This is a genomic window from Streptomyces sp. NPDC086549 (assembly GCF_044746205.1).
GTDB lineage: Bacteria > Actinomycetota > Actinomycetes > Streptomycetales > Streptomycetaceae > Streptomyces.
The window spans coordinates 154945-176931 of the sequence record NZ_JBIVBS010000015.1 but is presented as its reverse complement, the minus strand read 5'-3'; the positions used below and the strand labels follow the sequence as shown (position 1 = coordinate 176931).

The window sequence follows — 21987 nt, the reverse complement described above, 5'->3', positions numbered from 1 at the left end:
TTCCCGCTCCCTACTTTCCTGTCCCACCCACGGACGGTCCGGCCGGGGTTGTCCGTACGAGGGGCAATGTCAAGCAGCGCACGCCCCCGCCCACCTTCGTGATCTCGTCGATGTCCACGGGGAGGCAGCGGATCCCATGCCCGGCCAACCCGGAGCGCAGGCGGTCGTGACGGGAGTCGACGAGAGCCGTCCACCGGTCGAGCATCAGCACGTTCGCCGCCTGCTGCCCGACTTCCTCGTCATCGATCTCCAGCCACTGGACATGACGCAGGGCGGCCGGCAGCCGGCCCGCGACCGACGGCCGGTGGATGACTCCCAGTCCGGGGCCGAGCAGGGTCATGGCGACATCCAGATGGAGCGTGTCCGGGTTGAGCGGGACGGGGATCACGCCGCGTACCCCCGAGAGCAGTTCACGCAGTCCGGCCAGCCCCTCGTCGTCAGTGCGCTGGCCTCGCCCGACGAAGACGTTTTCGGGCGTGACGATGATGTCGCCGCCTTCCAGATGTCCGGATGCCGGCGTGAACACCTCCGGCGGGTCCAGGAAGTCCCTCACCATGGCCGGCTCGGACCACCGCAGGCTCGGGACCATACGGCTCAGCACGAGGTGTTTGCCGATCACGGCCGCCGCGTCCCGCACGTTGAACTGCAGCGGTGCGTCGGCTGCCGACGGCACCTGGACGACCTCGACCCCTTCTGCGGCGACCAGGTCACAGAACTGGCGGTGCTGCCGCAGGAGCCGGTCCCGGGTGGGCGCAAGGGCGGTGGAGTAGAAGAGTCGTTGGGTCGCGTTGACGGGGCTGGTGATGGCGAAGTGCTCAGGCGTCACCACAGCCACTGACACGAGCCGGTCCCAGTCGGCCTGGACAGAGAACCCGTCCATCCCCCACCCTTCGCGCCGGATCACGGAATCCTCGCAGCATCAGCCGCACTGAAAATCGTCAACGACGTCGATCACTCCACGTGCCAGCATATCAACGCAACGTGATCGCCGTTTGAAATTTACCGACCTGATCCTGGAAGCTCCTGATGGATCGTCAGGCATCCCGGGCGTACTGTCCACACTTCCTGGCACATACGGTTCAGACGGTCGAGGTTGTCGCCCGCCGTGGCCGCCGCGTCCGCTGAACGAAAAAGCCCAGCTCAGACTGAGTCTGAGCTGGGCTTCGGTGGAGCCGCCTTCGGGTTTCGAACCCGAGACCTACGCGCTGCGAGGACTGCCGGATCGGGGTGGGTGGTGCCGACTCGTGCCGCGCGGTGCTGCTTTCGCAGATCAGCGCCGCGCGGCACGTTGCCGCGTCCGGTCCGGGATGGCTTGTGCCGCGCCATCCGCTCACGCATCGCTCACGCAGACCGACCCGCGCACCGCAGCCGTTCGGTTGCAGCACGACAGAAGCCGCTGCTTCATCCGCCTTCCTCGGCCGATGCGCGAAGTTCGGCGATTCCCGCTGCATCCGTGTCCTTGATGGATCCGGAGAGGCGATGAACGACCACCCAGCGGCCGTCGGGCAACGCTCCGGCGAAGACCCTGGATTTTCGGGTGGCACCGTTGTGGCAGGTCAGCGGCAGCTCTCCGACCCGGCGCCAGGTGAGCGCCGGCTCACCGAGGGTCTTGTCGACGAGGAGTCCGGTGAGCAGGCGGGCGGCGGTACGCGTGCTGGCCCACATACCGCCGGCGGGCAGGATGGCTCCGGTCAAGTCCCACGGCTTCGAGGGGCGGCCGAACCAGCTCGACGCCAGCAGACGCTGGTCCGCGGGCGGTCTGGCGGTCACCGCCCCCGTAGGCAAGCCGAGAGGCACGAGCACGTGATCGTCGACCAGTTCCTCGTAGTCCTGGCCGGCAGCCGACACGAGTGCAGCGCCGAGCACGGCGTACCCGAAGTTGGAATATTCCTCGCGCTCGCCCGGGCTTGCGGTGGCCAAACTGTCGAGACGACCCACGAACTGTTCGAGCTGAGTCTGCGTGAAGTCCCTGTACGGGTTGAACAGGCCCGTGTCAGGAGGCAGCCGCGGAAGGCCGGAGGTGTGGTCGGCGAGGTGTCGAAGGGTGACACCGGTACCTGCCGGCGCGCTCAGCCACCGTTCGACCGGGTCGTCGAGGGAAACAATGCGCTTCTCGGCAAGCACAGCAAGGACGGTTCCGGTCAGGACCTTGGTGAACGAGCCCAGCTCCACGTACGCGTCGGGATCATGCCCGCCGGTCACACGAGGAGCGTCGAGGTGACTGCCGATGACGCAGGTGGGAGGGCGTCGCACGGAGAGCCTTTCAGTCGGCGGAAGCGGCCGCTACCGGTTCACGGTCATGTGCCGCACTGCTTCCAGTCCCGTCCGCCGCTGCTTTCTCCTTGCGGCGTGCGCTCAGCTTTCGCGCCGCCTGCAGTGCGCGGGACAGTTCCGGCGACAGGAAGACGAGGTCACACGCGATCATCGTCAATGCGAATCCGGTGAGCCCCATGAACAAGCCGATGGAGACGTGGAAACCGATGGATGTGGCAGCCGCCCATGGGCGCAGGGGCCGTACCAGGACTCCCATGGGGAAATAGACGAGAAAGATGACAGTTGCATAGGTGCCGAGGTACACCAACAGGTCGTTGTTGTACACGAACTGCGAAATGCCGGGAAGTTCGAATTCCGGTACCCGCATGATGTAGAAGAGCGCGGTTCCGTCCTGCCACGCCTGCCCCTGCACCTTGTAAAGCCCGCTGACCATGTAGACCAGGCACATCTGCACCGCGATCGCGGTGACGCCCAGGTTGTGCAGTGGGACACCGGCAGCTCGAACGGCCCTGGGTATGCGCTGTGTTACCCGTTGCCCCAGAGGGGACCGCAAGGAGAAATGATCGTAGCAGCGCGTGAGAAGCAGCATCGGGAGAACGAGCTGCATGAGGTTGTCGCCGCCGTCCATCAGCGCCGACTGCCGCTGGTAGAGCGACCACAGAAGTATGGCGTGCACCGCCAGGACGGGACGGCCCCCGATACCCAGCGTGACAGCCAAAGCAGCGATCAGTCCGAGGTGAAACAACACTTCGAACGCGACCGGCGAGTTGCTCCACGCGTAGACACTAAAACTTCCCGAGTCCTTCAACTCGTCGAGGAAGAGGTGGTAGGGCAGCAGCGTGTCGTTTCCGGGGCCGAAGAGGTAGCGCCGGTCCCCGTACTGGCTGACATAGAACATGAGGCCGACGAACCCCAGTAGCGCACGGGTTCCCGACACACCCAGGACCGCGACAGGACGGCTGGCCCAGGTGTCGATCTTGTCTAATAGTTTCACTGCAGATCAGCAGCTTTCTTCCATGGAAAGTCGTAGGCGTCGACCTTGTCGCGTGCGTGAGGGTTGTCCCTCTGTGACCAAGGCGGGAGAGACCGGACGTACATCCGGACCTGCACTGCTTGGAGACTACGACCGTCCGTGCACGCCTGAGCCATCTGAGTCAGCGCATACCTTGAGAGGTAGTCCACCGCTTGATTGCGTGTGCGCTTCTCGTACGGCAGCAGCGGAATGGGATTCTTTCCCGACTTCTTCGCCTTCCCCTTTTCTTTCTGGTCGCGGAGGCGCCTCAGGAGGTCGTCGGTCGAGTTGTACTGTTGGATTCCGTTGCTGACCACCCGGGACATTCGCGAGGGAAAGAACCTGTCGTTCTGGACCCTCTGGATGGATGGGCCCGTCACGTCGTAGTACTTCGTGACCTCACCGTCGCTGCAGCGGCCCCGCGCGATGATCCCCTGGTCGACCATCACCGGATCCGGGGCGAAGAGCATCCAGTTCTGCGAGAAGTACGGCTGGAGATAGGCGTTCAGGAGTGGCGCCAATTGCACCTTGGCAGGACTCAGCGGCGTCTGGGAGAAGGCCGCAATGGAGAAGTGGGCACCCAGGAGGGCGGCACCTGCAAGCAGTACCGCCCTCTGGACGCGACGAGTCGCCGTCACCTATCGAACGCGGTCGCGCTGGAGACACTGCTGGAGATCCTGGCCGGCTTGCGGAACACCCCGCCGAGGCTCAGGTTGTCCGTCAGCGCTCCCACGGCGTGCGCCACGGAAGGGCAGGCGGCCCTGGCGTGCACGGCTGCCCGGGCGGCCGCCCGGCCGACCGCGCTTGCGGCAGCCTTGGGCGCAACGGCCTCACCCTTGCTGACGGCCGCCTTCTCGGCCACCGGCGCCACAGGCGTGGCCTGGGCCGAGCCCTGCATGGTCAGTGCAAGGCACGTACCCGCGACAGCGGCACCGATGACGGCACCGACAGTTCGCTTCTGCATTGTTCCCCATTTCGCTTTATCGGTCATTGCCCACAGCCCCCACGGTTCCCGGATCCCGTCGGCGCCTCTGGATGAGAGCGCCACTGATCACCGGGGATGTCCCCCGCGTCCAGGGCTGGAGTCAGCTGCATAGCAACCGTTCGGAGCAAACAAAGCCCAACATCTAGAAAGTCAGGCCCTTTGGTCGCGTTCACTCCTGACAGCCAACTTAGCGTGCCCATGATCGCGAGACAAGTGATATTTATGAGGCCCCTGTGACTCGTCAACGGACTATTTCCGGGCGACCAAGACAAAATGAACGAAGGTGTCCGACACCGCATCTTGCCGAGCTGTGACGTTTCGTGTTTGCTTGTGTCGCCTATTGGGCGAGCCGTCGGGTAGGCCCCGCGTCGGTCGACCCTGGAGGCGGCACTTGCCAACGAAAGGGAAAAGCCGGTGATGAAGACGGACGTCGCGATCGTGGGGACGGGTCCCAACGGGCTGGCGGCTGCAGTCGTCATGGCCCGCGCCGGATTACAGGTGCAACTTTTCGAAGGTCACCACGAGATCGGTGGAGGCCTGCGCACCACGTCACTGTTCGACGCTGACATCACCCACGACGTATGCGCCGCCGTTCACCCCATGGCAGCCGCGTCGCGGTTCTTCCGGGAGTTCGATCTGGCCTCGCGTGGGGTGCGCTTATGCCTACCCGAGATCAGCTACGCCCACCCACTACCCGACGGCACGGCTGCCCTGGCTCACCACGACCTGGAGACAACCTGTGCTCGGCTGGGGGCGGACGGCGAACCCTGGCGACGCATGATGACTCCACTGCTGGAGCGCAGCTCCGCCGTAATCGATCTCGCCCTTTCCCACCAGCGCGCCATTCCGCAGGACCTGCTCGTCGCAGTCAGGTTCGCTGCGCGGACTCTCACGCTCGGCACTCGGCTGGAAAGGCGCACTCTGACAACCGAAGCCGGCAAGGCCCTGCTGACCGGTGTCGCGGCACACGCGGTGGGACGACTGCCAAGTCTTGCCTCCGGCGCGATCGCACTCCTGCTGGGGCACCTTGCCCACGGTAGCGGCTGGCCCCTTCCAGAAGGCGGCAGCAGCCGCATCGCCGAGGCCCTGGCCGCGGATATCACCGCGCACGGTGGCACGTTCCACACCGGATGCAAGATCGATGATCTGAGGGAACTACAGGGATCGAAGGTGGTGCTGTTCGACACCGCCCCGAAAGGTCTTCTCCAAGCCGCCGGCGACTTGCTCCCCGCCCGTTACGCCCGCCACCTCTCCCGCTTCCGCCACGGCCCCGGGGCCGCCAAGGTGGACTTCCTCGTCAACGCTCCCATCCCTTGGAAGGATCCTGACGTAGGCCTGGCGGGCACCGTACACCTCGGCGGGACGCAGGCGCAGATACGTCACCAAGAAGGCCTCACCGCCGCAGGTACCGCCGCACCAGAGCCCTTTGTCCTGGTCGTCGACCCTGCCGTGACCGACCCCACTCGGGCCAGGAACGGAAAGCGGCCGGTGTGGGCCTACGCCCACGTACCGAACGGGAGCTCCCAGGACCCCGTGCCCATGGTGCAGGCACGTATCGAACAGTACGCGCCCGGCTTCACAGAAACCGTCGTCGCCAGCCGCGGTATCAGCGCCCGCGACTACGAGGCCTACAACCCCAACTACGTCGGCGGGGACATCAACGGCGGTGCTGTGACCCTGAAGCAGAGCGTGCTCCGCCCAGCCCCCCGGGTGAATCCCTACCGCACGCCGCTCCGCGGCGTGTACCTGTGCTCCGCATCCACACCGCCAGGACCTGGCGTGCACGGGATGTCCGGTTACCTGGCCGCCCGTTCCGCACTGAGACACGAATTCGGCATTCACACGACACCAAGCCTCGCCCCCTGACCAGATCGCCCGCACCCGTCCATGAGGTGGCGGGCACGACAGACCGCCGAGGTCCCTCGTGCACAGCCTGTGCGGCCTGGGTACGTCGCTTACTTGCCCTGGCCCGGGCCCCACACGACCGCGGACCAGAGACTTGTTAATGTGCGAGCCATGACAGCTGATGAACGTGAAAACCCTGACACCGGGCAGGAGTTAGCGGCGACTCCTTGGAGCTGGGGGGGCCTGGGCCCGGTCGGCGGCTTCCTCTTGATGCTCTCTGGCCTCGGTCTGCTCCTGTGGGGGTTCCTGGGCCGGTCCAACTCCAGCCCTTCGCTGATCTACCAGGCCGCGAAGGTCGTGGCGATCGGCCTGGTGGTCACCGGCACCACTCTGGTGGCGCGCCGACGCGACTCGTCACGGCGCCCCGACGCAGAGACAGAGCCTGCTCCACGGTCGTGACGCGTACCGGCCCGAGCCAGAGATCTGGCTCGCGCCGGTAGCCGGAGGCTGTTCCTGGTGGAGACGTACGTGGTTCTGTTACCGGTCGCTGTTCCGGCACTTGGCAGGCTCAGCCCTTCGCTCGTCGTCTTCCATGTGCCGCGTCTCTGCGTCCAAGAAGAGCGCACGGATGAAGCCCAAGAAGTAGGTCACCGAGCCGCTCCGCTCACGCAAGCCATCCCCGGCGCTCGGGCCGAGTGACGCCACGCCCCTCGAAACAACAAAAAAGCCAGGTCACGGGGTATGTGACCTGGCCTTTGCCTGAGCCGCCTTCGGGATTCGAACCCGAGACCTACGCATTACGAGTGCGTTGCTCTGGCCATCTGAGCTAAGGCGGCGCGCCGTCCGCACCATGGTGCGATCAGCAACGTCGGTAAGTCTACACAGTTTCCGGGGGCGCTCAGACCAGGCCCCGGCAGCGGGACTCCTGGGGCCTGGTGGGACGGCTATGAGCAGCGCTTTCGGGATGCGGGAGGGGTGCCGTGGAGGAGGTAGGTGTTGATCGCGGAGTCGATGCAGGCGCTGCCGCGGCCGTAGGCGGTGTGGCCGTCGCCGACGTAGGTGAGGAGGCGGGCGGAGGAGAGCTGACGGGCGAGGGACTGGGCCCAGATGTAGGGGGTCGCGGGGTCGCGGGTGGTGCCGACGACCACGATCGGGGCCGCGCCCTTGGCCTCGATGCGGTGCGGCTCGCCCGTGGGCCGCACCGGCCAGTACGCGCAGTTCAGGGAGGCCCAGGCGAGGCCCGGGCCGAAGACGGGGGACGCCTTCTCGAAGGCGGGGAGGTCCTTCTTCACCTGGTCGGGGGTGGTGAAGGCGGGCGGGAGGTCCAGGCAGTTCACGGCGGCGTTGGCGGACATCAGGTTCGTGTAGTGGCCGTCGCCGCTGCGCTCGTAGTAGCTGTCGGAGAGGGCGAGCAGACCGGCGCCGTCGTTCTTCTTCATCGCCGCGGTCAGGGCGTCACGCAGCTCCGGCCAGGACGACTCGTCGTACATCGCCGCGATCACCCCCGTGGTGGCGAGCGCTTCGCCGAGCTTGCGGCCGTCGGGGTCGCCGGTGGGGAGGGAGTGGGTGTCGAGCTTGCGGAAGAAGGCCTTGAGGCGGTCGCCGACCTGCGCGGGCGTTGTGCCCTTGCCGCCGAGCGGGCAGTCGGCGTGCCGGACGCAGTCCTTCGCGAAGGCCTGGAAGGCGGTTTCGAAGCCCGCTGTCTGGTCCAGGTTCAGTTTGCGTGCGGTCAGGGAGGGGTCCATCGCGCCGTCCAGGACCATACGGTCCACCCGCTCCGGGAAGAGCCCGGCGTACGTCGCCCCGAGGAACGTCCCGTACGACGCCCCCACGTAGTTCAGCTTCGGGTCCCCGAGCACCGCCCGCAGGATGTCCATGTCCCGGGCCGCCTCGACGGTGGAGACATGGCGGAGCAGACCGGCCGAGTGGGCCCCGCACCCCTCCGCGAACTTCTTGTACTCCGCGACCAGGCCGTTCGTCTCCTTCTGGTCGTCGGGGGTGACGTCCGTCTGTGTGTACGCGTCCATCTGGCGCCCGTCGAGGCATTCGACGGGCTCGCTGCGGGCGACGCCGCGCGGGTCCATCGCGACGATGGCGTAGTGGGCGCGGACCTCCGACGGATAGCCGATGCCGGCGTACTGCTGCAGGTACGCGACCGCCGAACCGCCCGGCCCGCCCGGGTTGACCAGCAGCGAGCCGAGCGGCTTGCCCTTGCCGGTGGCCTTCTTGCGGGCGACGGCCAGCCGGATGTCGCCCGAGGCGGGCCTGGCGTAGTCCAGCGGGGCCTTCATCGTCGCGCACTCGAAACCGGAGACGCCGCAACTGTGCCAGGCGAGCTTCTGTTGGTAGTACGGCTCCAGCGCGGACGGTGTCGAACGGGGCAGCGCGGCCGGCGCGGCCTCCGCCGTGTCGCCGACCGGTGTCGTCGAACGCCCGGCGGAGCAGGCGGAGACGAGCAGGGCGGCGGCCGCGAGGAAGGTGGCCGTGGCGCGGGCCGTGGCCCGGTTCCGGCGCGGGGTTCGCCTGGTGTGCATCTTGCGAGCCTAACGCTGAGCGATGGTGCGGATGCTTTACGTGCGCAATCGCGGCCCGTACGGATGACGTCGTCAACCACGGGCGAACGGTTCAGCCCGCTCTCAGCGCCATGGTCATCGCCTCCACGGCCAGGAGTGGGGCCACGTTGCGGTCGAGGGCCTCGCGGCAGGCGGAGACGGCCTCGATGCGGCGCAGGGTCGACTCCGGGGAGCTGCCGCGGGCCAGCCGCTCCAGGGCGTCCTCGGCGTCCGCGTTGGCGATGGCCACACGGGAGCCGAGCTGGAGGGCGAGGACATCGCGGTAGAACCCCGTGAGGTCGGTCAGGGCGAGGTCCAGGCTGTCGCGCTGCGTGCGGGTTCTGCGGCGCTTCTGCATGTCCTCCAGGTCCTTCATCACGCCCGCCGTGCCTCGCGGCATACGTCCGCCCTGGGCCGCGCCCAGCGCCGCCTTCAGTTCCTCGGTCTCCTTGCCGTCCATCTCCTCGGCGAGCTGCTTGGCGTCCTCCGCGGCCGCGTCGACCAGTTCCTGGGCCGCCCTGAGGCAGGCACCGATCTCGTCCAGGCGCAGCGGCAGCTTCAGCACGGCGGAACGGCGCTCACGGGCGGCCGGGTCGGTGGCCAGGCGGCGGGCCCGGTCGACGTGGCCCTGGGTGGCGCGGGCCGCGGCGGCCGCCACGTCGGGCTCGATGCCCTCGCGCCGTACGAGCATGTCGGCGACGGCGTCGACCGAGGGGGTGCGCAGGTTGAGGTGGCGGCAGCGGGAGCGGATCGTGGGCAGCACGTCCTCCAGAGAGGGGGCGCACAGGAGCCAGACCGTGCGGGGGGCGGGCTCCTCCACGGCCTTGAGGACGGCGTTGGCGGACTTCTCGTTCAGCCGTTCCGCGTCCTCGACGAGGATGATCTGCCAGCGGCCGTTCGCCGGTGACGTGAACGACTTGCGGACCGTGTCCCGCATGTCCCTGACCAGGATCTCGGCGCCGACCGCGGCCACCGTGGTGACGTCCGCGTGGGTGCCGATCAGTGCCGTGTGGCAGCCGTCGCAGAAGCCGCAGCCGGGGGCTCCGCCGAGGGCCCGGTCGGGGCTCACGCACTGCAGGGCGGCGGCGAAGGCCCGCGCCGTCTGGTTACGGCCCGCTCCGGGCGGACCCGTGAACAGCCAGGCGTGCGTCATTTTCGACGCCTCCGGCAGCGGCGCGGCCGCGGCGACCGCGGTGACAAGGGCGTCGGCGTCCCGAGCGGCCGCGTCGAGCAGCTCGCTCACCTTCTCCTGCCCGACGATGTCGTCCCACACGGTCATGGGTCACGCCGCCCTTCCGTCACACTTCGCGTTCCGGAATCCATTGTGGGGGTGCCCACTGACAACACGGCCCGCCGACGGGGGCGGCGCCGGTCAGCCCCGGCGCCCTCGCCCACGGCCCCGGCCCTGGTCCCGGTCGTCGTCCTGGTCCTCGTACGACCCCAGCAGTTCGTCCGCCAGCGTCGGCAGATCGTCCAGGGGCGTCTCCTCGGCCCAGTCGGACCGCGGCCGCCGTCGCGCCACACCGTCCGCGCCGACCTGCGGGAGCTCCCGTGTACGGCCGGCGGAGCCGTCGGGCCCGTCGGCCGGCCGCTCGTCCCGGAAGAATCCCTGCGGCACCCGCTCCGCCGGATCCTCGCCCCGCACGGGCGGCAGTACGGCCGTCTCGTCGGCGGCGCCCGCCGGTACCGGAGGCAGTACGGCCGTCTCGTCCGCGGAACCCGGAGCCACCGGAGGCAGCACGGCCGTCTCGTCCGCCGCTCCCTGCGGCACCGGAGGCTGCGGCAGCTTCGCCGTCACCTCGGACTCGGATTCCCGGGACGACGAGTCCCCGCGTGACGACTTCCTGCGCGACGACTCCCGGGGAGACCGGCCGCCGCCCTGCTCCTCATCGTCCGCCTTGTCCGTCCGAACCGGCCGCAGCACCGTCGTCTCGTCCACCGGTCCCGGCGTCACCACCGGCGTCGGCACGGTGGCCGCCTCCTGCGGAACGGCGGGAGGCGTCGGCTGAGGTGCCGCGGGCTGCTGAGCGGCCACGTCGGCCGCGGCAGCCGCCTCGGCCGCCTGGCGCCGGGCCTCCTCCGCGCGCAGCAGCGCCTCCTCGGCCCTGCGCTGCTTCTCCAGCCGCCGTGCCTCGGCCTCGGCGTGCAGCCTGGCCTCCTCCTCGGCCTGCTTGCGCCGCCGCTCCTCCTCGGCCCTGCGCCGGGCCTCCTCGGCGGCCCTGGCCTCTTCCTCCGCCAGGAGCCGGGCCCGCTCCTCCTCGGCACGCCTGCGTGCTTCCTCGGCCCGCTGCCGGGCCTCCTCCGCCTGCCGTTCGGCCTCGCGCCGCTGCGCCTCCTCCAGCTCGCGCCGCTTGCGCTCCTCCTCCTCGGCACGCAGCTTGGCGAGCTGCTCCTGGCGCTCGCGCTCCAGGCGCTCCTCCTCGGCCTTGCGCGCGGCCTCTTCCTCGGCCTTGCGGCGGGCCTCCTCCTCGGCGGCCTTGCGGGCCTCCTCGGCGGCCTTCACCTCGGCCTCGGACAGCGGCAGCACGGTGTCGAGCCGGTGCCGGATCACGGTGGTGACGGCCTCGGGCTCCTGGGCCGCGTCCACGACCAGGTAGCGCCCCGGGTCGGCGGCGGCCAGCGTCAGGAAGCCGGCCCGCACGCGCGCGTGGAACTCGGCCGGCTCCGACTCCAGCCGGTCCGGAGCCTCGGTGAACCGCTCGCGGGCGGCCTCGGGCGCGACGTCCAGCAGGACGGTCAGATGAGGGACGAGCCCGTTGGTCGCCCAGCGGTTGATCCGGGCGATCTCGGTCGGGGACAGGTCACGGCCCGCCCCCTGGTAGGCCACCGACGAGTCGATGTACCGGTCGGAGATGACGACGGCCCCCCGCTCCAGCGCGGGCCGTACGACCGTGTCGACGTGCTCGGCGCGGTCCGCCGCGTACAGCAGCGCCTCCGCGCGGTGCGAGAGCCCCGCCGACGACACGTCCAGCAGGATCGAGCGCAGCCGCTTGCCCACGGGAGTCGCCCCCGGCTCGCGGGTGAGCACGACCTCGTGGCCCTTGGCCCGGATCCACTCCGCGAGGGCTTCGGCCTGGGTGGACTTGCCGGCGCCGTCACCGCCCTCCAGGGCGATGAAGAAACCGTTCGTGGCCTGCGTCTGCGCCGGGTCGTCGCCGCCGAGCAGCGCGTCCCGCAGGTCGTGCCGCAGCGGCACGCCGGACCGGTCGTCGACCTTGGCCAGCACCAGCGCGGCCACCGGCAGTAGCAGCGCGCCGACCAGCATCAGGGTGAAGGCGGCGCCGCCGTGCGCGAACACGAACCTGCCGTTCTCCAGCCGGTGCGGGCCGATGAGGGCCGCCACCAGGGGCGCGATCAGTGCGCCGAGTGCCACGGAGAGCCGTACGACCGCGTGCAGGTGCTCGGTCGTGCGCGGCCGGCGGTAGTCCTCGGTCTCCTGGTCCAGCAGCGTGTGTCCGGTGTTGGCGGCCATGCCCGCGCCGACCCCGGCCAGCGCGACGATCAGCAGCACGCTGGTGACGTCCGGGACGAGCCCGGCGGCCAGCAGCGCTACGCCGGTGAAGGCGATCGCCAGCGCCAGCAGGCGGCGGCGCGAGAGCGACGGCAGAACGGCGGGGGCGGTGCGGATGCCGACGACGACTCCGCCGGTCAGCGCGAGCACCAGCAGGCCGTACAGCACCGGGCCACCGCCCAGGTCCGTGGCGTGCAGCACGGAGACCGCGACGGCGGCGGAGATCGCCCCGGCGACGGCGGCGCAGGCCAGGACGAGCAGCGGAATGGCCCCCGTACGGCCCGTGTCGGTGCCCGTGCCCGTCTTGGGGCGGCGCAGCCCTTCGAGCGGGGACCGGGCGCGCGGGGTGCGCGTGCCGGGCAGCTCCAGGGAGGTCAGCACGGAGAGGGAAGCGGCGAACAGACCCGCCGCCACGTACGACCCGAGAGCCGCCTGGTGCTGGGCGAACCAGGCGCTCACGGTGCCGAGCAGGTTGTTGATCAGCGACGCGACGACCAGGGCGACGGCCGCCAGGGGCACCGCCACGAAGCCCGTGCGCAGCGACAGGCGGCGCAGGGCGTCCATGTGGTCCGGCAGCGGCCGTACCGTGGCGCCCTCCGGGGGCGGGGCGGGCAGCAGGGCGGGGGCCGCGCTCTCCCGGCACACCGACCAGAAGCGCTCGGCGACACCGGTGACGAAGGCGACGACCAGCAGGACGGCCGGCGCGTCGGCCGGCGTCCAGTCGATCCACAGGGGCGCGATGATCAGCAGCGCGGCGCGCAGCCCGTCCGCGCCGACCATGGTCCAGCGTCGGTCGAGCGGGCCGTCCTGGGAGGTCAGGGAGGTGAGCGGGCCGAGGAGTACGGCGCCGAAGAGCAGCGTCGCCAGGATGCGTGCCCCGAAGACGGTCGCCACTGCGAACGCCGCGCCCCGGTAGCCACCGCCGAACGAGCCCTCGGCGATCGCCGCCTGGAGGACGAGGAGGACTAGGACCAGGAGCGCGAGGGCGTCCCCCACGCCGCTCACAAGATGTGCGCTCCACAACCGTTTCAGCTGCGGATGGCGCAGCAGGGCGCGGACCGCACGTTCGCGGGAGTCCGCTACCAGGGTGTCGTCGGGTGCTGTGGTGAGGGCCGTTGGCTGCTCGGCTCGCGTCATGCTTTCAGCCTATCGGCAGCCACCGACAGCTTGCCGCGACCGTCCGAACGTGCGCACGCCCCGACACCAAAGTGATGCCGGGGCGTTCGTTTCGCGAACCAGATGTGAAGATCCGCGGTCTCAGCCCTCCGACGCCGCCTTCGAAGCCGCCGCCTTCGAAGCCGCCGTCTTAGAGGCCGTCGCCTTCGCGGCGGTCGTCGCCTTCTTGGCGACGGTCTTCTTGGCCGTCGTCTTCTTGGCGGCGGTCGTCTTCTTCGCGGCGGCGGTCTTCGTGGCGGTCGCCTTCTTGGCCGGAGCCTTCTTCGCGGGCGCCTTCTTCGCCGTCTTCTTGGCGGGGGCCTTCGCGCGCTTCTCGGCGAGCAGCTCGAAACCGCGCTCCGGGGTGATCTCCTCGACGCTGTCTCCGGAGCGCAGGGTCGCGTTGGTCTCGCCGTCGGTGACGTACGGCCCGAAGCGGCCGTCCTTGACCACGACCGGCTTTCCGCTGACCGGGTCCTCGCCCAGCTCCTTCAGCGGCGGCTTGGCGGCCGCGCGGCCACGCTGCTTCGGCTGGGCGTAGATCGCCTGCGCCTCCTCCAGCGTGATCGTGAAGATCTGGTCCTCGGCCGTCAGCGAGCGCGAGTCCGTGCCCTTCTTCAGGTACGGGCCGTAGCGGCCGTTCTGCGCGGTGATCTCCACGCCGTCCGCGTCGGTGCCGACGACGCGCGGGAGCGACATCAGCCTGAGCGCGTCTTCCAGAGTCACCGTGTCCGGCGACATCGACTTGAACAGCGAGGCCGTGCGCGGCTTGACGGCGTTCTTGCCGGTCTTCGGGGTGCCCTCGGGGAGCACCTCCGTGACGTAGGGGCCGTAGCGGCCGTCCTTGGCGACGATCTGGTGGCCGGTCTCCGGATCCGCACCCAGCTCGAAGTCGCCGCTCGGCTTGGCGAGCAGCTCCTCCGCGAGCTCGACGGACAGCTCGTCCGGCGCGAGGTCGTCGGGGATGTCCGCGCGCTGGTGCTGCTCGGTGTCCTTCTCGCCACGCTCGATGTAGGGGCCGTAACGGCCCACCCGCAGCACGATGTCGTTGCCCACGGGGAACGACGACACCTCGCGCGCGTCGATCGCGCCCAGGTCGGTCACCAGCTCCTTGAGGCCGCCGAGGTGGTCTCCGTCGCCGTTGCCCGCCTCGGCCGCACCCGTGACGGTGCCTTCTCCGAAGTAGAAGCGCTTCAGCCACGGCACCGCCTGGGCCTCGCCGCGGGCGATGCGGTCGAGGTCGTCCTCCATCTTGGCCGTGAAGTCGTAGTCGACGAGCCGCCCGAAGTGCTTCTCCAGGAGGTTGACGACGGCGAAGGACAGGAAGGACGGCACCAGGGCCGTGCCCTTCTTGAACACATAGCCGCGGTCGAGGATCGTGCCGATGATCGACGCGTACGTCGACGGGCGGCCGATCTCGCGCTCTTCGAGCTCCTTGACCAGGCTGGCCTCGGTGTAGCGGGCCGGGGGCTTGGTGGCGTGCCCGTCGACCGTGATCTCCTCGGCCGTGAGCGCGTCGCCCTCGTTGACCTGGGGCAGCCGGCGCTCGCGGTCGTCGAGCTCGGCGTTCGGGTCGTCGGCGCCCTCGACGTAGGCCTTCAGGAAGCCGTGGAAGGTGATCGTCTTGCCGGACGCGCTGAACTCGACGTCCCGGCCGTCGGCGGCGGTGCCGGCGATCTTGACGGTCACGCTGTTGCCGGTCGCGTCCTTCATCTGCGAGGCGACGGTCCGCTTCCAGATCAGCTCGTAGAGCTTGAACTGGTCGCCGGTCAGACCGGTCTCCGCGGGCGTGCGGAAACGATCACCCGAAGGACGGATCGCCTCGTGCGCCTCCTGCGCGTTCTTGACCTTCCCGGCGTACGTACGCGGCTGCGGCGGCAGGTAGTCGGCGCCGTACAGCTGCGTGACCTGGGCGCGAGCGGCCGTGATGGCGGTGTCGCTCAGCGTCGTGGAGTCCGTACGCATGTACGTGATGTAGCCGTTCTCGTACAGCTTCTGCGCGACCTGCATCGTGGCCTTCGCGCCGAAGCCGAGCTTGCGGCTGGCCTCCTGCTGCAGCGTCGTCGTACGGAACGGGGCGTACGGCGAGCGGCGGTACGGCTTCGACTCGACGGACCGCACCGAGAACCGGGTGTTCTCCAGGGCGGCGGCGAGGGCGCGGGCGTTCGCCTCGTCGAGGTGGAGGGTGTTCGCGGACTTGAGCTGCCCGAGCGAATCGAAGTCGCGGCCCTGGGCGACCCGCTTGCCGTCGACGGACTGGAGCCGGGCGACCAGGGACGACGGGTCGCTGGGGTCGCCGGCGCGGCCGGTCCCGAAGGTGCCCGTCAGGTCCCAGTACTCGGCGGAACGGAACGCGATGCGCTCGCGCTCCCGCTCCACCACGAGACGGGTCGCGACCGACTGGACACGACCTGCCGACAGGCGCGGCATGACCTTCTTCCACAGGACCGGCGAGACCTCGTAGCCGTAGAGGCGGTCGAGGATGCGGCGGGTCTCCTGGGCGTCGACCATGCGCTGGTTGAGGTCGCGCGGGTTGGCGACGGCCTCGCGGATCGCGTCCTTGGTGATCTCGTGGAAGACCATCCGCTTGACCGGGACCTTGGGCTTGAGGACCTCCAGGAGGTGCCACGCGATGGCCTCGCCCTCGCGGTCCTCATCGGTGGCGAGGAAGAGCTCGTCGGAGTCCTTCAGCAGGTCCTTGAGCTTCTTGACCTGGGCCTTCTTGTCGGCGTTGACGACATAGATCGGCTCGAAGTCGTGTTCGACGTCCACGCCGAGGCGGCGGACCTCGCCGGTGTACTTCTCCGGCACCTCCGCGGCGCCGCTGGGAAGGTCGCGGATGTGCCCGACGCTCGCTTCGACTACGTAGCCGGGGCCCAGGTAGCCCTTGATCGTCTTCGCCTTGGCAGGCGACTCGACGATGACGAGTCGGCGGCCGCCCTGTGCGGTCTCGCTGGTCGGGGACAACTTCGCTCTTCTCTCCGGTCGACGCTGGGGCCTCCCCGGGCCTGTGTCCCGGGGTTCGTGTCGTGGTGACGCTGCGGAGTGTGACGGTACATCCCGCCCCCGTGTCAAACGGGAAAAGCCCACAACGGCCACTCGAACGGTAACCCGACTACCGCCATTCCTGCCGCCCGGAGTCTCCGTCGGACTTTGCGGCCCTGTCCGGAGGGTGACGCTCCAATTACGCGTACGACAGCACGTGAGCCGCCCTCACAGGCGGGTGAGGCAGTACGTCCCGAGGCCCAGCGCGACCACCGCGGCGAGGCCCGCGAGGGTGGCCGATGCGACCTGGTTCACACCGTGGGCGACGGGTTCACGGTGCCGGATCCGGATGCCGGTCCACACCAGCAGGGCGCCTCCGAACAGGGCGAACACCACACCAGCGAAGATCGCCGGTCCGCTCTCCATGACTCCCCCGCTCACCTTCTGTCGCCCATGTGTGCCCAGCGTCGGGAGACTGCCACGCGAGGGCGGCGGACAGGCGAACCCGAGGTGAACGCCGAACCGACAGCTTTTCGCACACACATTCGGCACATCCCCGGCCGGAGTCGGGAACAGATATTTTTCCGGCCGTTTTCTTGTCGATGATCGGTCCGGCGTTTCGCCGCCCGCCCGCCGGGGCCACCGCGACACCGGTCACCCGGCCGGTGTGCCGTACGGCACGAGCGCTGAGCGCGTGTCTCCCGGCCGCCGTGCGTGACGGGCGGCGGTACGCCAGGTGCCCCGCGCCCAGGTCGACCCGACGGCGTAGCCGCCCGCCTGAAACCGGCCGCGTGCCCGGAACCGGCCGCCCGCCCGGGATCAGCCGGCCGGTTCGAGGAAGCCCTGCTCCACCAGCAGCCGGATCTGCGCGGGCGTGCGGTCGCGCAGCACCACGGAGTCCTCGCCCATCAGCTGGGCGATGGCGTCGAGGATCCGGCCCGCGCTCAGCGTGCCGTCACAGACACCCGCGAAACCGGCGCCGACCGTGTCCACCCTGGTGGCGCGGCGCATACCGCGGTTCTGGCGCAGCACCACATGCTCCGGGTCCTCGGCACCGGGCAGCCCGACCTGCTCCTGGACGACCTCGGTCACAAGCCTGAAGTGGCCGTCGAGCAGCGCCGCGTCGTCGTGCTCGCGGAGGTAGTCGAGGCGGGCGAAGTGCGCCCTGATCGTTTCGCCGAGCGGCTGCTCGATCGGGTGCGGCCATTCCTCCACGGTGACCGAGGGCTCGGCGGCCGCGGTCCTGCGCAGCGTGATCCAGCCGAAGCCCACCGCCCTGACCTTGCGCGCCTCGAACTCGTCGAGCCAGGCGTCGTACCGCGCCTGGTACTCCGCCGGATCCTCACGGTGGTCACCGGCGTCCCTCAGCCACAGCTCGGCGTACTGCGTGACGTCCTGCACCTCGCGCTGCACGACCCAGGCGTCGCACCCGCGGGGCACCCACGACCTGATCCTGTCCTGCCAGTCCTCCCCTTCCACGTGCTGCCAGTTGGCGAGGAACTGCGCGAACCCGCCCTCGTTCAAGCGGTCCCCCGCTCCCTGAACGAGCGAGCGGCACAGATCGTCCCCGCCCATTCCGCCGTCGCGGTAGGTGAGACGGGCGCCGGGCGAGATCACGAACGGCGGGTTCGACACGATCAGGTCGTACGTCTCGCTGTCCTTGAGCGGCTCGAAGAGCGAGCCCTCGCGCAGATCGGCCGCCGGGGCGCCGGACAGGGCGAGCGTCAGCGCGGTGATGTGCAGCGCGCGCGGGTTGAGGTCGGTCGCCGTCACGCGCGTGGCGTGCTGGGCGGCGTGCAGGGCCTGGATCCCGGAGCCGGTGCCGAGGTCGAGCGCGGAGGCGACGGGGGTACGGACGGTGATGCCCGCCAGGGTCGTGGACGCCCCGCCGACACCGAGCACCACACTCTCGTCACGGCTGCCGATGCCGCCCGCGCCGCCCACCGCGCATCCGAGGTCCGACACGATGAACCAGTCCTCACCGTCCGGCCCGCCGTACGGCCGCACGTCCACCGTCGCCGCGACCTCGTCGCCGCCCACGCGGGTCAGCCAGCCGCTCTCCAGACACTCCTCGGTGGGCAGCACCTCCGCCGCGCGCGCGTGCGGCACGGGCTGCTGGAGCAGGAACAGCCGTACGAGCGTCTCCAGCGGCGTGTCCCCGCGGGTCGCCCGGAGGGCGGGCACGGTCTCGCTGCGGGCCAGCGCCGCGTACGCGGGGGCGCCGAGCAGGTCGAGCAGCCCGTCGGCGGTGAAATCGGCGCCGAGCAGGGCGGCACGGAGCCGGGCGGCGACGTCGGGGCGGTCGGTGGACGGCAGGGAGGACACGGTGGCGTTACTCACGTCCCCCATTGTGTCCGCTCGGACCGACATCGCACGTACCCGAACCGGCCCCGCCGCCGTCCGCCGGCACCCGCGGGTCAGCCCGCCGTGGCCGACGAGGAAGAGGACGAAGAAGAGGAGGACGAGGAGGACGAGGAGGCCGACTTGCAGCTCTCCTGCTTGGCCATCGCCTGGCCGACGTCACCCGCCTCCAGGTTCTTCAGCGCGTCGTTCCCGGTCGTGCTCAGCTTGTCGAGCTGGGTCGCGATGCCCTTCAGGCCGTCGGCGAACTTCGCCTGGTCCTTGGTGTCGAGCTTGTCGACCTGCGTCTTCAGGGAGGCGTACGACGCGGCGATGCCGTTGAGCTCCTTGACCGCGTCCTGCTGCTTCTTCTGGCCGTTGTCGACGTTCGGCGCCCCGGCCGAGTTCACGGCGGCGGCGATCGCCTTGTAGGCGTCGGACATGTCCTGGAAGGCCTGTGCGTCGGTCTTCTGGACGTCTGCCGGCGTGCTGTTGTCCGAGGTCTCCTTCTGGATCGCGGTGTTGGCGGCCGCGATCTTCCCGGCCTGCGGCTGGACCGCGTCGCAGACCTGCTTGGCCCAGGCATCCAGCTTGTCGTTGCTGTCGCTTCCGCCGCCGCCGCTGCTGCTACTGCTGCATCCCGTCAGCGCCACCACGATCACCGCACCGCCGGACAGTGCGGCCGCGAGCTTCTTGTTCACCGGATCGGTCCCTTCCATGGCTCTCGGCCCCCGGACCCTACACGCCGGATGGGTGACCGGCGCATGGCGACCAGACGTTAAAGCACATTTTACGACCATTTGCACCAAGCGAGAGAAGGCTCACGATGGGGGCGCGCACACAGACGAACGGGCGGGCGGCACGTCAATGCGCGCCACCCGCCCGCCCGTTGAGCGAACCGCCGTAAGACGGTCTACGAAACCACCGCGGGATCGGCCGACTTGGTCACCCGTTCGGCGTTGTTGTCCTCGTCGCCCACGGCGATGCCACGCCGCTTGGAGACGTACACGGCGCCGACGATGACCAGCAGCGCGAGGACCGCGATGGCGATCCGTGCGCCGAGGTTCTTGTCCTCGCCGTAGGAGAACTTGATGACCGCCGGCGCGATGAGCAGCGACACCAGGTTCATCACCTTCAGCAGCGGGTTGATCGCGGGACCGGCGGTGTCCTTGAAGGGGTCGCCGACCGTGTCACCGATCACCGTGGCCGCGTGGGCGTCGCTGCCCTTGCCGCCGTGGTGTCCGTCCTCGACCAGCTTCTTGGCGTTGTCCCAGGCGCCACCGGAGTTGGCCAGGAACACCGCCATCAGCGTGCCCGCGCCGATCGCGCCCGCGAGATACGAGCCGAGGGCGCCGACGCCGAGCGTGAACCCGATGAAGATCGGCGCCATGACGGCCAGGAGGCCGGGCGTGGCCAGCTCCCTGAGGGCGTCCTTGGTGCAGATGTCGACGACCTTGCCGTACTCCGGCTTCTCCGTGAAGTCCATGATCCCGGGCTTCTCACGGAACTGCCGCCGGACCTCGTACACCACGGAACCCGCCGACCGCGACACCGCGCTGATGGCGAGTCCGGAGAAGAGGAAGACGACCGCCGCACCCGCGATCAGGCCGACCAGGTTGTTCGGCTGCGAGATGTCCAGCGACAGGCTCATCGGCGCGCCCGGGCCGGTCAGTTTCGCGCCCACGTCCTGCACGCTGGTGGTGATCGCGTCACGGTACGACCCGAAGAGCGCCGATGCCGCGAGGACGGCGGTGGCGATGGCGATGCCCTTGGTGATGGCCTTGGTGGTGTTGCCGACCGCGTCCAGGTTGGTGAGCACCTGCGCGCCCGCGCCCACGACGTCACCGGACATCTCTGCGATGCCCTGCGCGTTGTCGGAGACCGGACCGAAGGTGTCCATGGCGACGATCACACCGACCGTGGTGAGCAGACCGGTGCCGGCCAGCGCGACCGCGAACAGGGCCAGCATGATGGACGTACCGCCCAGCAGGAACGCCCCGTAGACGCTGAGACCGATCAACAGGGCGGTGTAGACGGCCGATTCGAGACCGATCGAGATACCGGCGAGGATGACGGTGGCCGGACCGGTGAGCGAGGTCTTGCCGATGTCCATCACCGGACGGCGGTTGGTCTCGGTGAAGTAGCCGGTCAGTTGCTGGATCACGGCGGCGAGCAGGATGCCGATGGCCACCGCGACCACCGCGAGGATCCGCGGGTCGCCGTCCTTGGTCCTGATCGCGGCGTCGGTGACGCCGTGCAGGTCCGCGTACTTTCCGGGCAGGTAGATGAAGACCGCCACCGCCACGAGCACGAGCGAGATCACCGCGGAGATGAAGAAGCCACGGTTGATCGCGGTCATGCCGCTGCGGTCGCTGCGGCGCGGGGCGACCGCGAAGATGCCGATCATCGCGGTGATCACGCCGATCGCGGGCACCAGCAGCGGGAAGGCGAGCCCGGAGTCGCCGAACGCCACCTTGCCGAGGATGAGCGCTGCGACCAGGGTCACGGCGTACGACTCGAACAGGTCCGCCGCCATACCGGCACAGTCGCCGACGTTGTCGCCCACGTTGTCGGCGATGGTCGCGGCATTGCGCGGATCGTCCTCCGGAATGCCCTGCTCGACCTTGCCGACCAGGTCGGCGCCGACGTCGGCGGCCTTGGTGAAGATGCCGCCGCCGACACGCATGAACATGGCGATCAGGGCGGCCCCGAGGCCGAAGCCTTCGAGCACCTTCGGCGCGTCGGCCGCGTACACCAGCACCACACAGGAGGCGCCCAGCAGGCCGAGCCCCACCGTGAACATGCCGACGACGCCGCCCGTGCGGAAAGCGATCTTCATGGCTTTGTGCGAGACGGCGGTGAGATCCTTTGCCGGTTCGCCTTCCGCCGGTGTGGCCTCCCGGGCCGCCGCGGCGACGCGCACATTGCTGCGCACGGCGAGCCACATGCCGATATAACCGGTGGCCGCCGAGAACGCCGCGCCGATCAGGAAGAACACCGACCGTCCGGCGCGCTGATTCCAGTCGTCCGCGGGCAGCAGCAGGAGCAGGAAGAACACCACCACGGCGAATACGCCGAGCGTGCGCAACTGCCGGGCCAGATAGGCGTTGGCGCCTTCCTGCACCGCCGCCGCGATCTCCTTCATGCTGTCGGTGCCCTCGCCTGCCGCGAGCACCTGGCGCACCAGGATCCCTGCGACCACGAGCGCCGCCAGCGCGACGGCCGCGATGACCATCACCAGGACGCGGTTGTCGTGGGTCAGGACTGCGGCTGCGAAGGTTGTGGTGTGACTCAACTGATGAGGGGTAGAAAGCCCCGCCATTCGTCC

Annotated in this window: 15 protein-coding genes and 1 tRNA gene; 2 read left to right on the top strand and 14 right to left on the bottom strand. The window is 69.5% G+C overall.

The features are described 5' to 3' along the window. Window positions 1-10: 10 nt before the first annotated feature. The 5 genes from ACIPSA_RS37505 to ACIPSA_RS37485 form a co-directional block, all read right to left on the bottom strand. Window positions 11-880: a dimethylarginine dimethylaminohydrolase family protein gene (locus ACIPSA_RS37505; RefSeq protein ID WP_402643068.1), complete on the bottom strand. Its 870-nt coding sequence runs from the start codon at window positions 878-880 to the stop codon at window positions 11-13. Window positions 881-1401: 521 nt separating this feature from the next. After that, complete coding sequence (locus ACIPSA_RS37500; RefSeq protein ID WP_402643065.1) at window positions 1402-2202, bottom strand: serine hydrolase domain-containing protein; 801 nt, start codon at window positions 2200-2202, stop codon at window positions 1402-1404. 61 nt (window positions 2203-2263) lie between these two features. Further along, on the bottom strand, window positions 2264-3268 hold the full coding sequence (locus tag ACIPSA_RS37495; protein WP_402643062.1) for an HTTM domain-containing protein: 1005 nt from the start codon (window positions 3266-3268) through the stop codon (window positions 2264-2266). After that, window positions 3265-3924 (bottom strand): DUF5819 family protein, encoded by a 660-nt coding sequence (locus ACIPSA_RS37490; RefSeq protein WP_402643060.1) that lies wholly within the window; start codon window positions 3922-3924, stop codon window positions 3265-3267. Before ACIPSA_RS37490 ends, ACIPSA_RS37495 begins: the two co-directional genes overlap by 4 nt. Further along, window positions 3921-4250 carry a hypothetical protein gene (locus ACIPSA_RS37485; RefSeq protein ID WP_402643058.1) on the bottom strand — a complete coding sequence of 110 codons (330 nt, stop codon included), beginning with the start codon at window positions 4248-4250 and terminating at the stop codon, window positions 3921-3923. The genes ACIPSA_RS37490 and ACIPSA_RS37485 overlap by 4 nt, the downstream gene beginning before the upstream one ends. Before the next feature lie 438 nt (window positions 4251-4688). On the opposite strand from ACIPSA_RS37485, the gene ACIPSA_RS37480 reads away from it, so the two are divergent. Both ACIPSA_RS37480 and ACIPSA_RS37475 read left to right on the top strand, forming a co-directional pair. Further along, window positions 4689-6137 (top strand): phytoene desaturase family protein, encoded by a 1449-nt coding sequence (locus ACIPSA_RS37480; RefSeq protein WP_402643056.1) that lies wholly within the window; start codon window positions 4689-4691, stop codon window positions 6135-6137. 249 nt (window positions 6138-6386) lie between these two features. Next, window positions 6387-6575, top strand: coding sequence for a hypothetical protein (locus ACIPSA_RS37475; RefSeq protein ID WP_402643054.1), 189 nt, complete (start codon window positions 6387-6389; stop codon window positions 6573-6575). Window positions 6576-6878: 303 nt separating this feature from the next. Here ACIPSA_RS37475 and ACIPSA_RS37470 read toward each other — a convergent pair. The 9 genes from ACIPSA_RS37470 to ACIPSA_RS37430 form a co-directional block, all read right to left on the bottom strand. After that, window positions 6879-6952 (bottom strand) — tRNA-Thr (locus ACIPSA_RS37470). Window positions 6953-7060: 108 nt separating this feature from the next. Then, window positions 7061-8650, bottom strand: coding sequence for an alpha/beta hydrolase (locus ACIPSA_RS37465; protein WP_402643052.1), 1590 nt, complete (start codon window positions 8648-8650; stop codon window positions 7061-7063). 91 nt (window positions 8651-8741) lie between these two features. Continuing rightward, a complete protein-coding gene (locus ACIPSA_RS37460; protein ID WP_402643049.1) occupies window positions 8742-9947 on the bottom strand; it encodes a DNA polymerase III subunit delta' in 1206 nt (401 codons plus the stop codon). Between the two features lie 93 nt (window positions 9948-10040). After that, window positions 10041-13316 carry a dTMP kinase gene (gene tmk / locus ACIPSA_RS37455; RefSeq protein WP_402643047.1) on the bottom strand — a complete coding sequence of 1092 codons (3276 nt, stop codon included), beginning with the start codon at window positions 13314-13316 and terminating at the stop codon, window positions 10041-10043. Window positions 13317-13436: 120 nt separating this feature from the next. Beyond that, on the bottom strand, window positions 13437-16301 hold the full coding sequence (topA, locus tag ACIPSA_RS37450) for a type I DNA topoisomerase (protein ID WP_402643045.1): 2865 nt from the start codon (window positions 16299-16301) through the stop codon (window positions 13437-13439). A gap of 246 nt (window positions 16302-16547) precedes the next feature. Further along, window positions 16548-16745, bottom strand: a complete 198-nt coding sequence (locus tag ACIPSA_RS37445) for a hypothetical protein (protein WP_402643042.1) — start codon at window positions 16743-16745, stop codon at window positions 16548-16550. 393 nt (window positions 16746-17138) lie between these two features. Further along, window positions 17139-18668 (bottom strand): methyltransferase, encoded by a 1530-nt coding sequence (locus ACIPSA_RS37440; protein ID WP_402643040.1) that lies wholly within the window; start codon window positions 18666-18668, stop codon window positions 17139-17141. A 68-nt stretch (window positions 18669-18736) separates the two neighbouring features. Beyond that, window positions 18737-19378 carry a small secreted protein gene (locus tag ACIPSA_RS37435; RefSeq protein ID WP_402643037.1) on the bottom strand — a complete coding sequence of 214 codons (642 nt, stop codon included), beginning with the start codon at window positions 19376-19378 and terminating at the stop codon, window positions 18737-18739. A 194-nt stretch (window positions 19379-19572) separates the two neighbouring features. Beyond that, window positions 19573-21981, bottom strand: a complete 2409-nt coding sequence (locus ACIPSA_RS37430) for a sodium-translocating pyrophosphatase (protein ID WP_402643035.1) — start codon at window positions 21979-21981, stop codon at window positions 19573-19575. Window positions 21982-21987 lie beyond the last annotated feature (6 nt).

Bases quoted from the DNA above. Each gene is read 5' to 3' on its own strand.
- ACIPSA_RS37505 (WP_402643068.1), bottom strand. From the start codon at position 880: ATGGACGGGTTCTCTGTCCAGGCCGACTGGGACCGGCTCGTGTCAGTG.
- ACIPSA_RS37485 (WP_402643058.1), bottom strand. From the start codon at position 4,250: ATGCAGAAGCGAACTGTCGGTGCCGTCATCGGTGCCGCTGTCGCGGGT.
- ACIPSA_RS37480 (WP_402643056.1), top strand. From the start codon at position 4,689: ATGAAGACGGACGTCGCGATCGTGGGGACGGGTCCCAACGGGCTGGCG.
- ACIPSA_RS37475 (WP_402643054.1), top strand. From the start codon at position 6,387: ATGCTCTCTGGCCTCGGTCTGCTCCTGTGGGGGTTCCTGGGCCGGTCC.
- ACIPSA_RS37465 (WP_402643052.1), bottom strand. From the start codon at position 8,650: ATGCACACCAGGCGAACCCCGCGCCGGAACCGGGCCACGGCCCGCGCC.
- ACIPSA_RS37460 (WP_402643049.1), bottom strand. From the start codon at position 9,947: ATGACCGTGTGGGACGACATCGTCGGGCAGGAGAAGGTGAGCGAGCTG.
- tmk (WP_402643047.1), bottom strand. From the start codon at position 13,316: ATGACGCGAGCCGAGCAGCCAACGGCCCTCACCACAGCACCCGACGAC.
- ACIPSA_RS37445 (WP_402643042.1), bottom strand. From the start codon at position 16,745: ATGGAGAGCGGACCGGCGATCTTCGCTGGTGTGGTGTTCGCCCTGTTC.
- ACIPSA_RS37440 (WP_402643040.1), bottom strand. From the start codon at position 18,668: ATGGGGGACGTGAGTAACGCCACCGTGTCCTCCCTGCCGTCCACCGAC.
- ACIPSA_RS37435 (WP_402643037.1), bottom strand. From the start codon at position 19,378: ATGGAAGGGACCGATCCGGTGAACAAGAAGCTCGCGGCCGCACTGTCC.
- ACIPSA_RS37430 (WP_402643035.1), bottom strand. From the start codon at position 21,981: ATGGCGGGGCTTTCTACCCCTCATCAGTTGAGTCACACCACAACCTTC.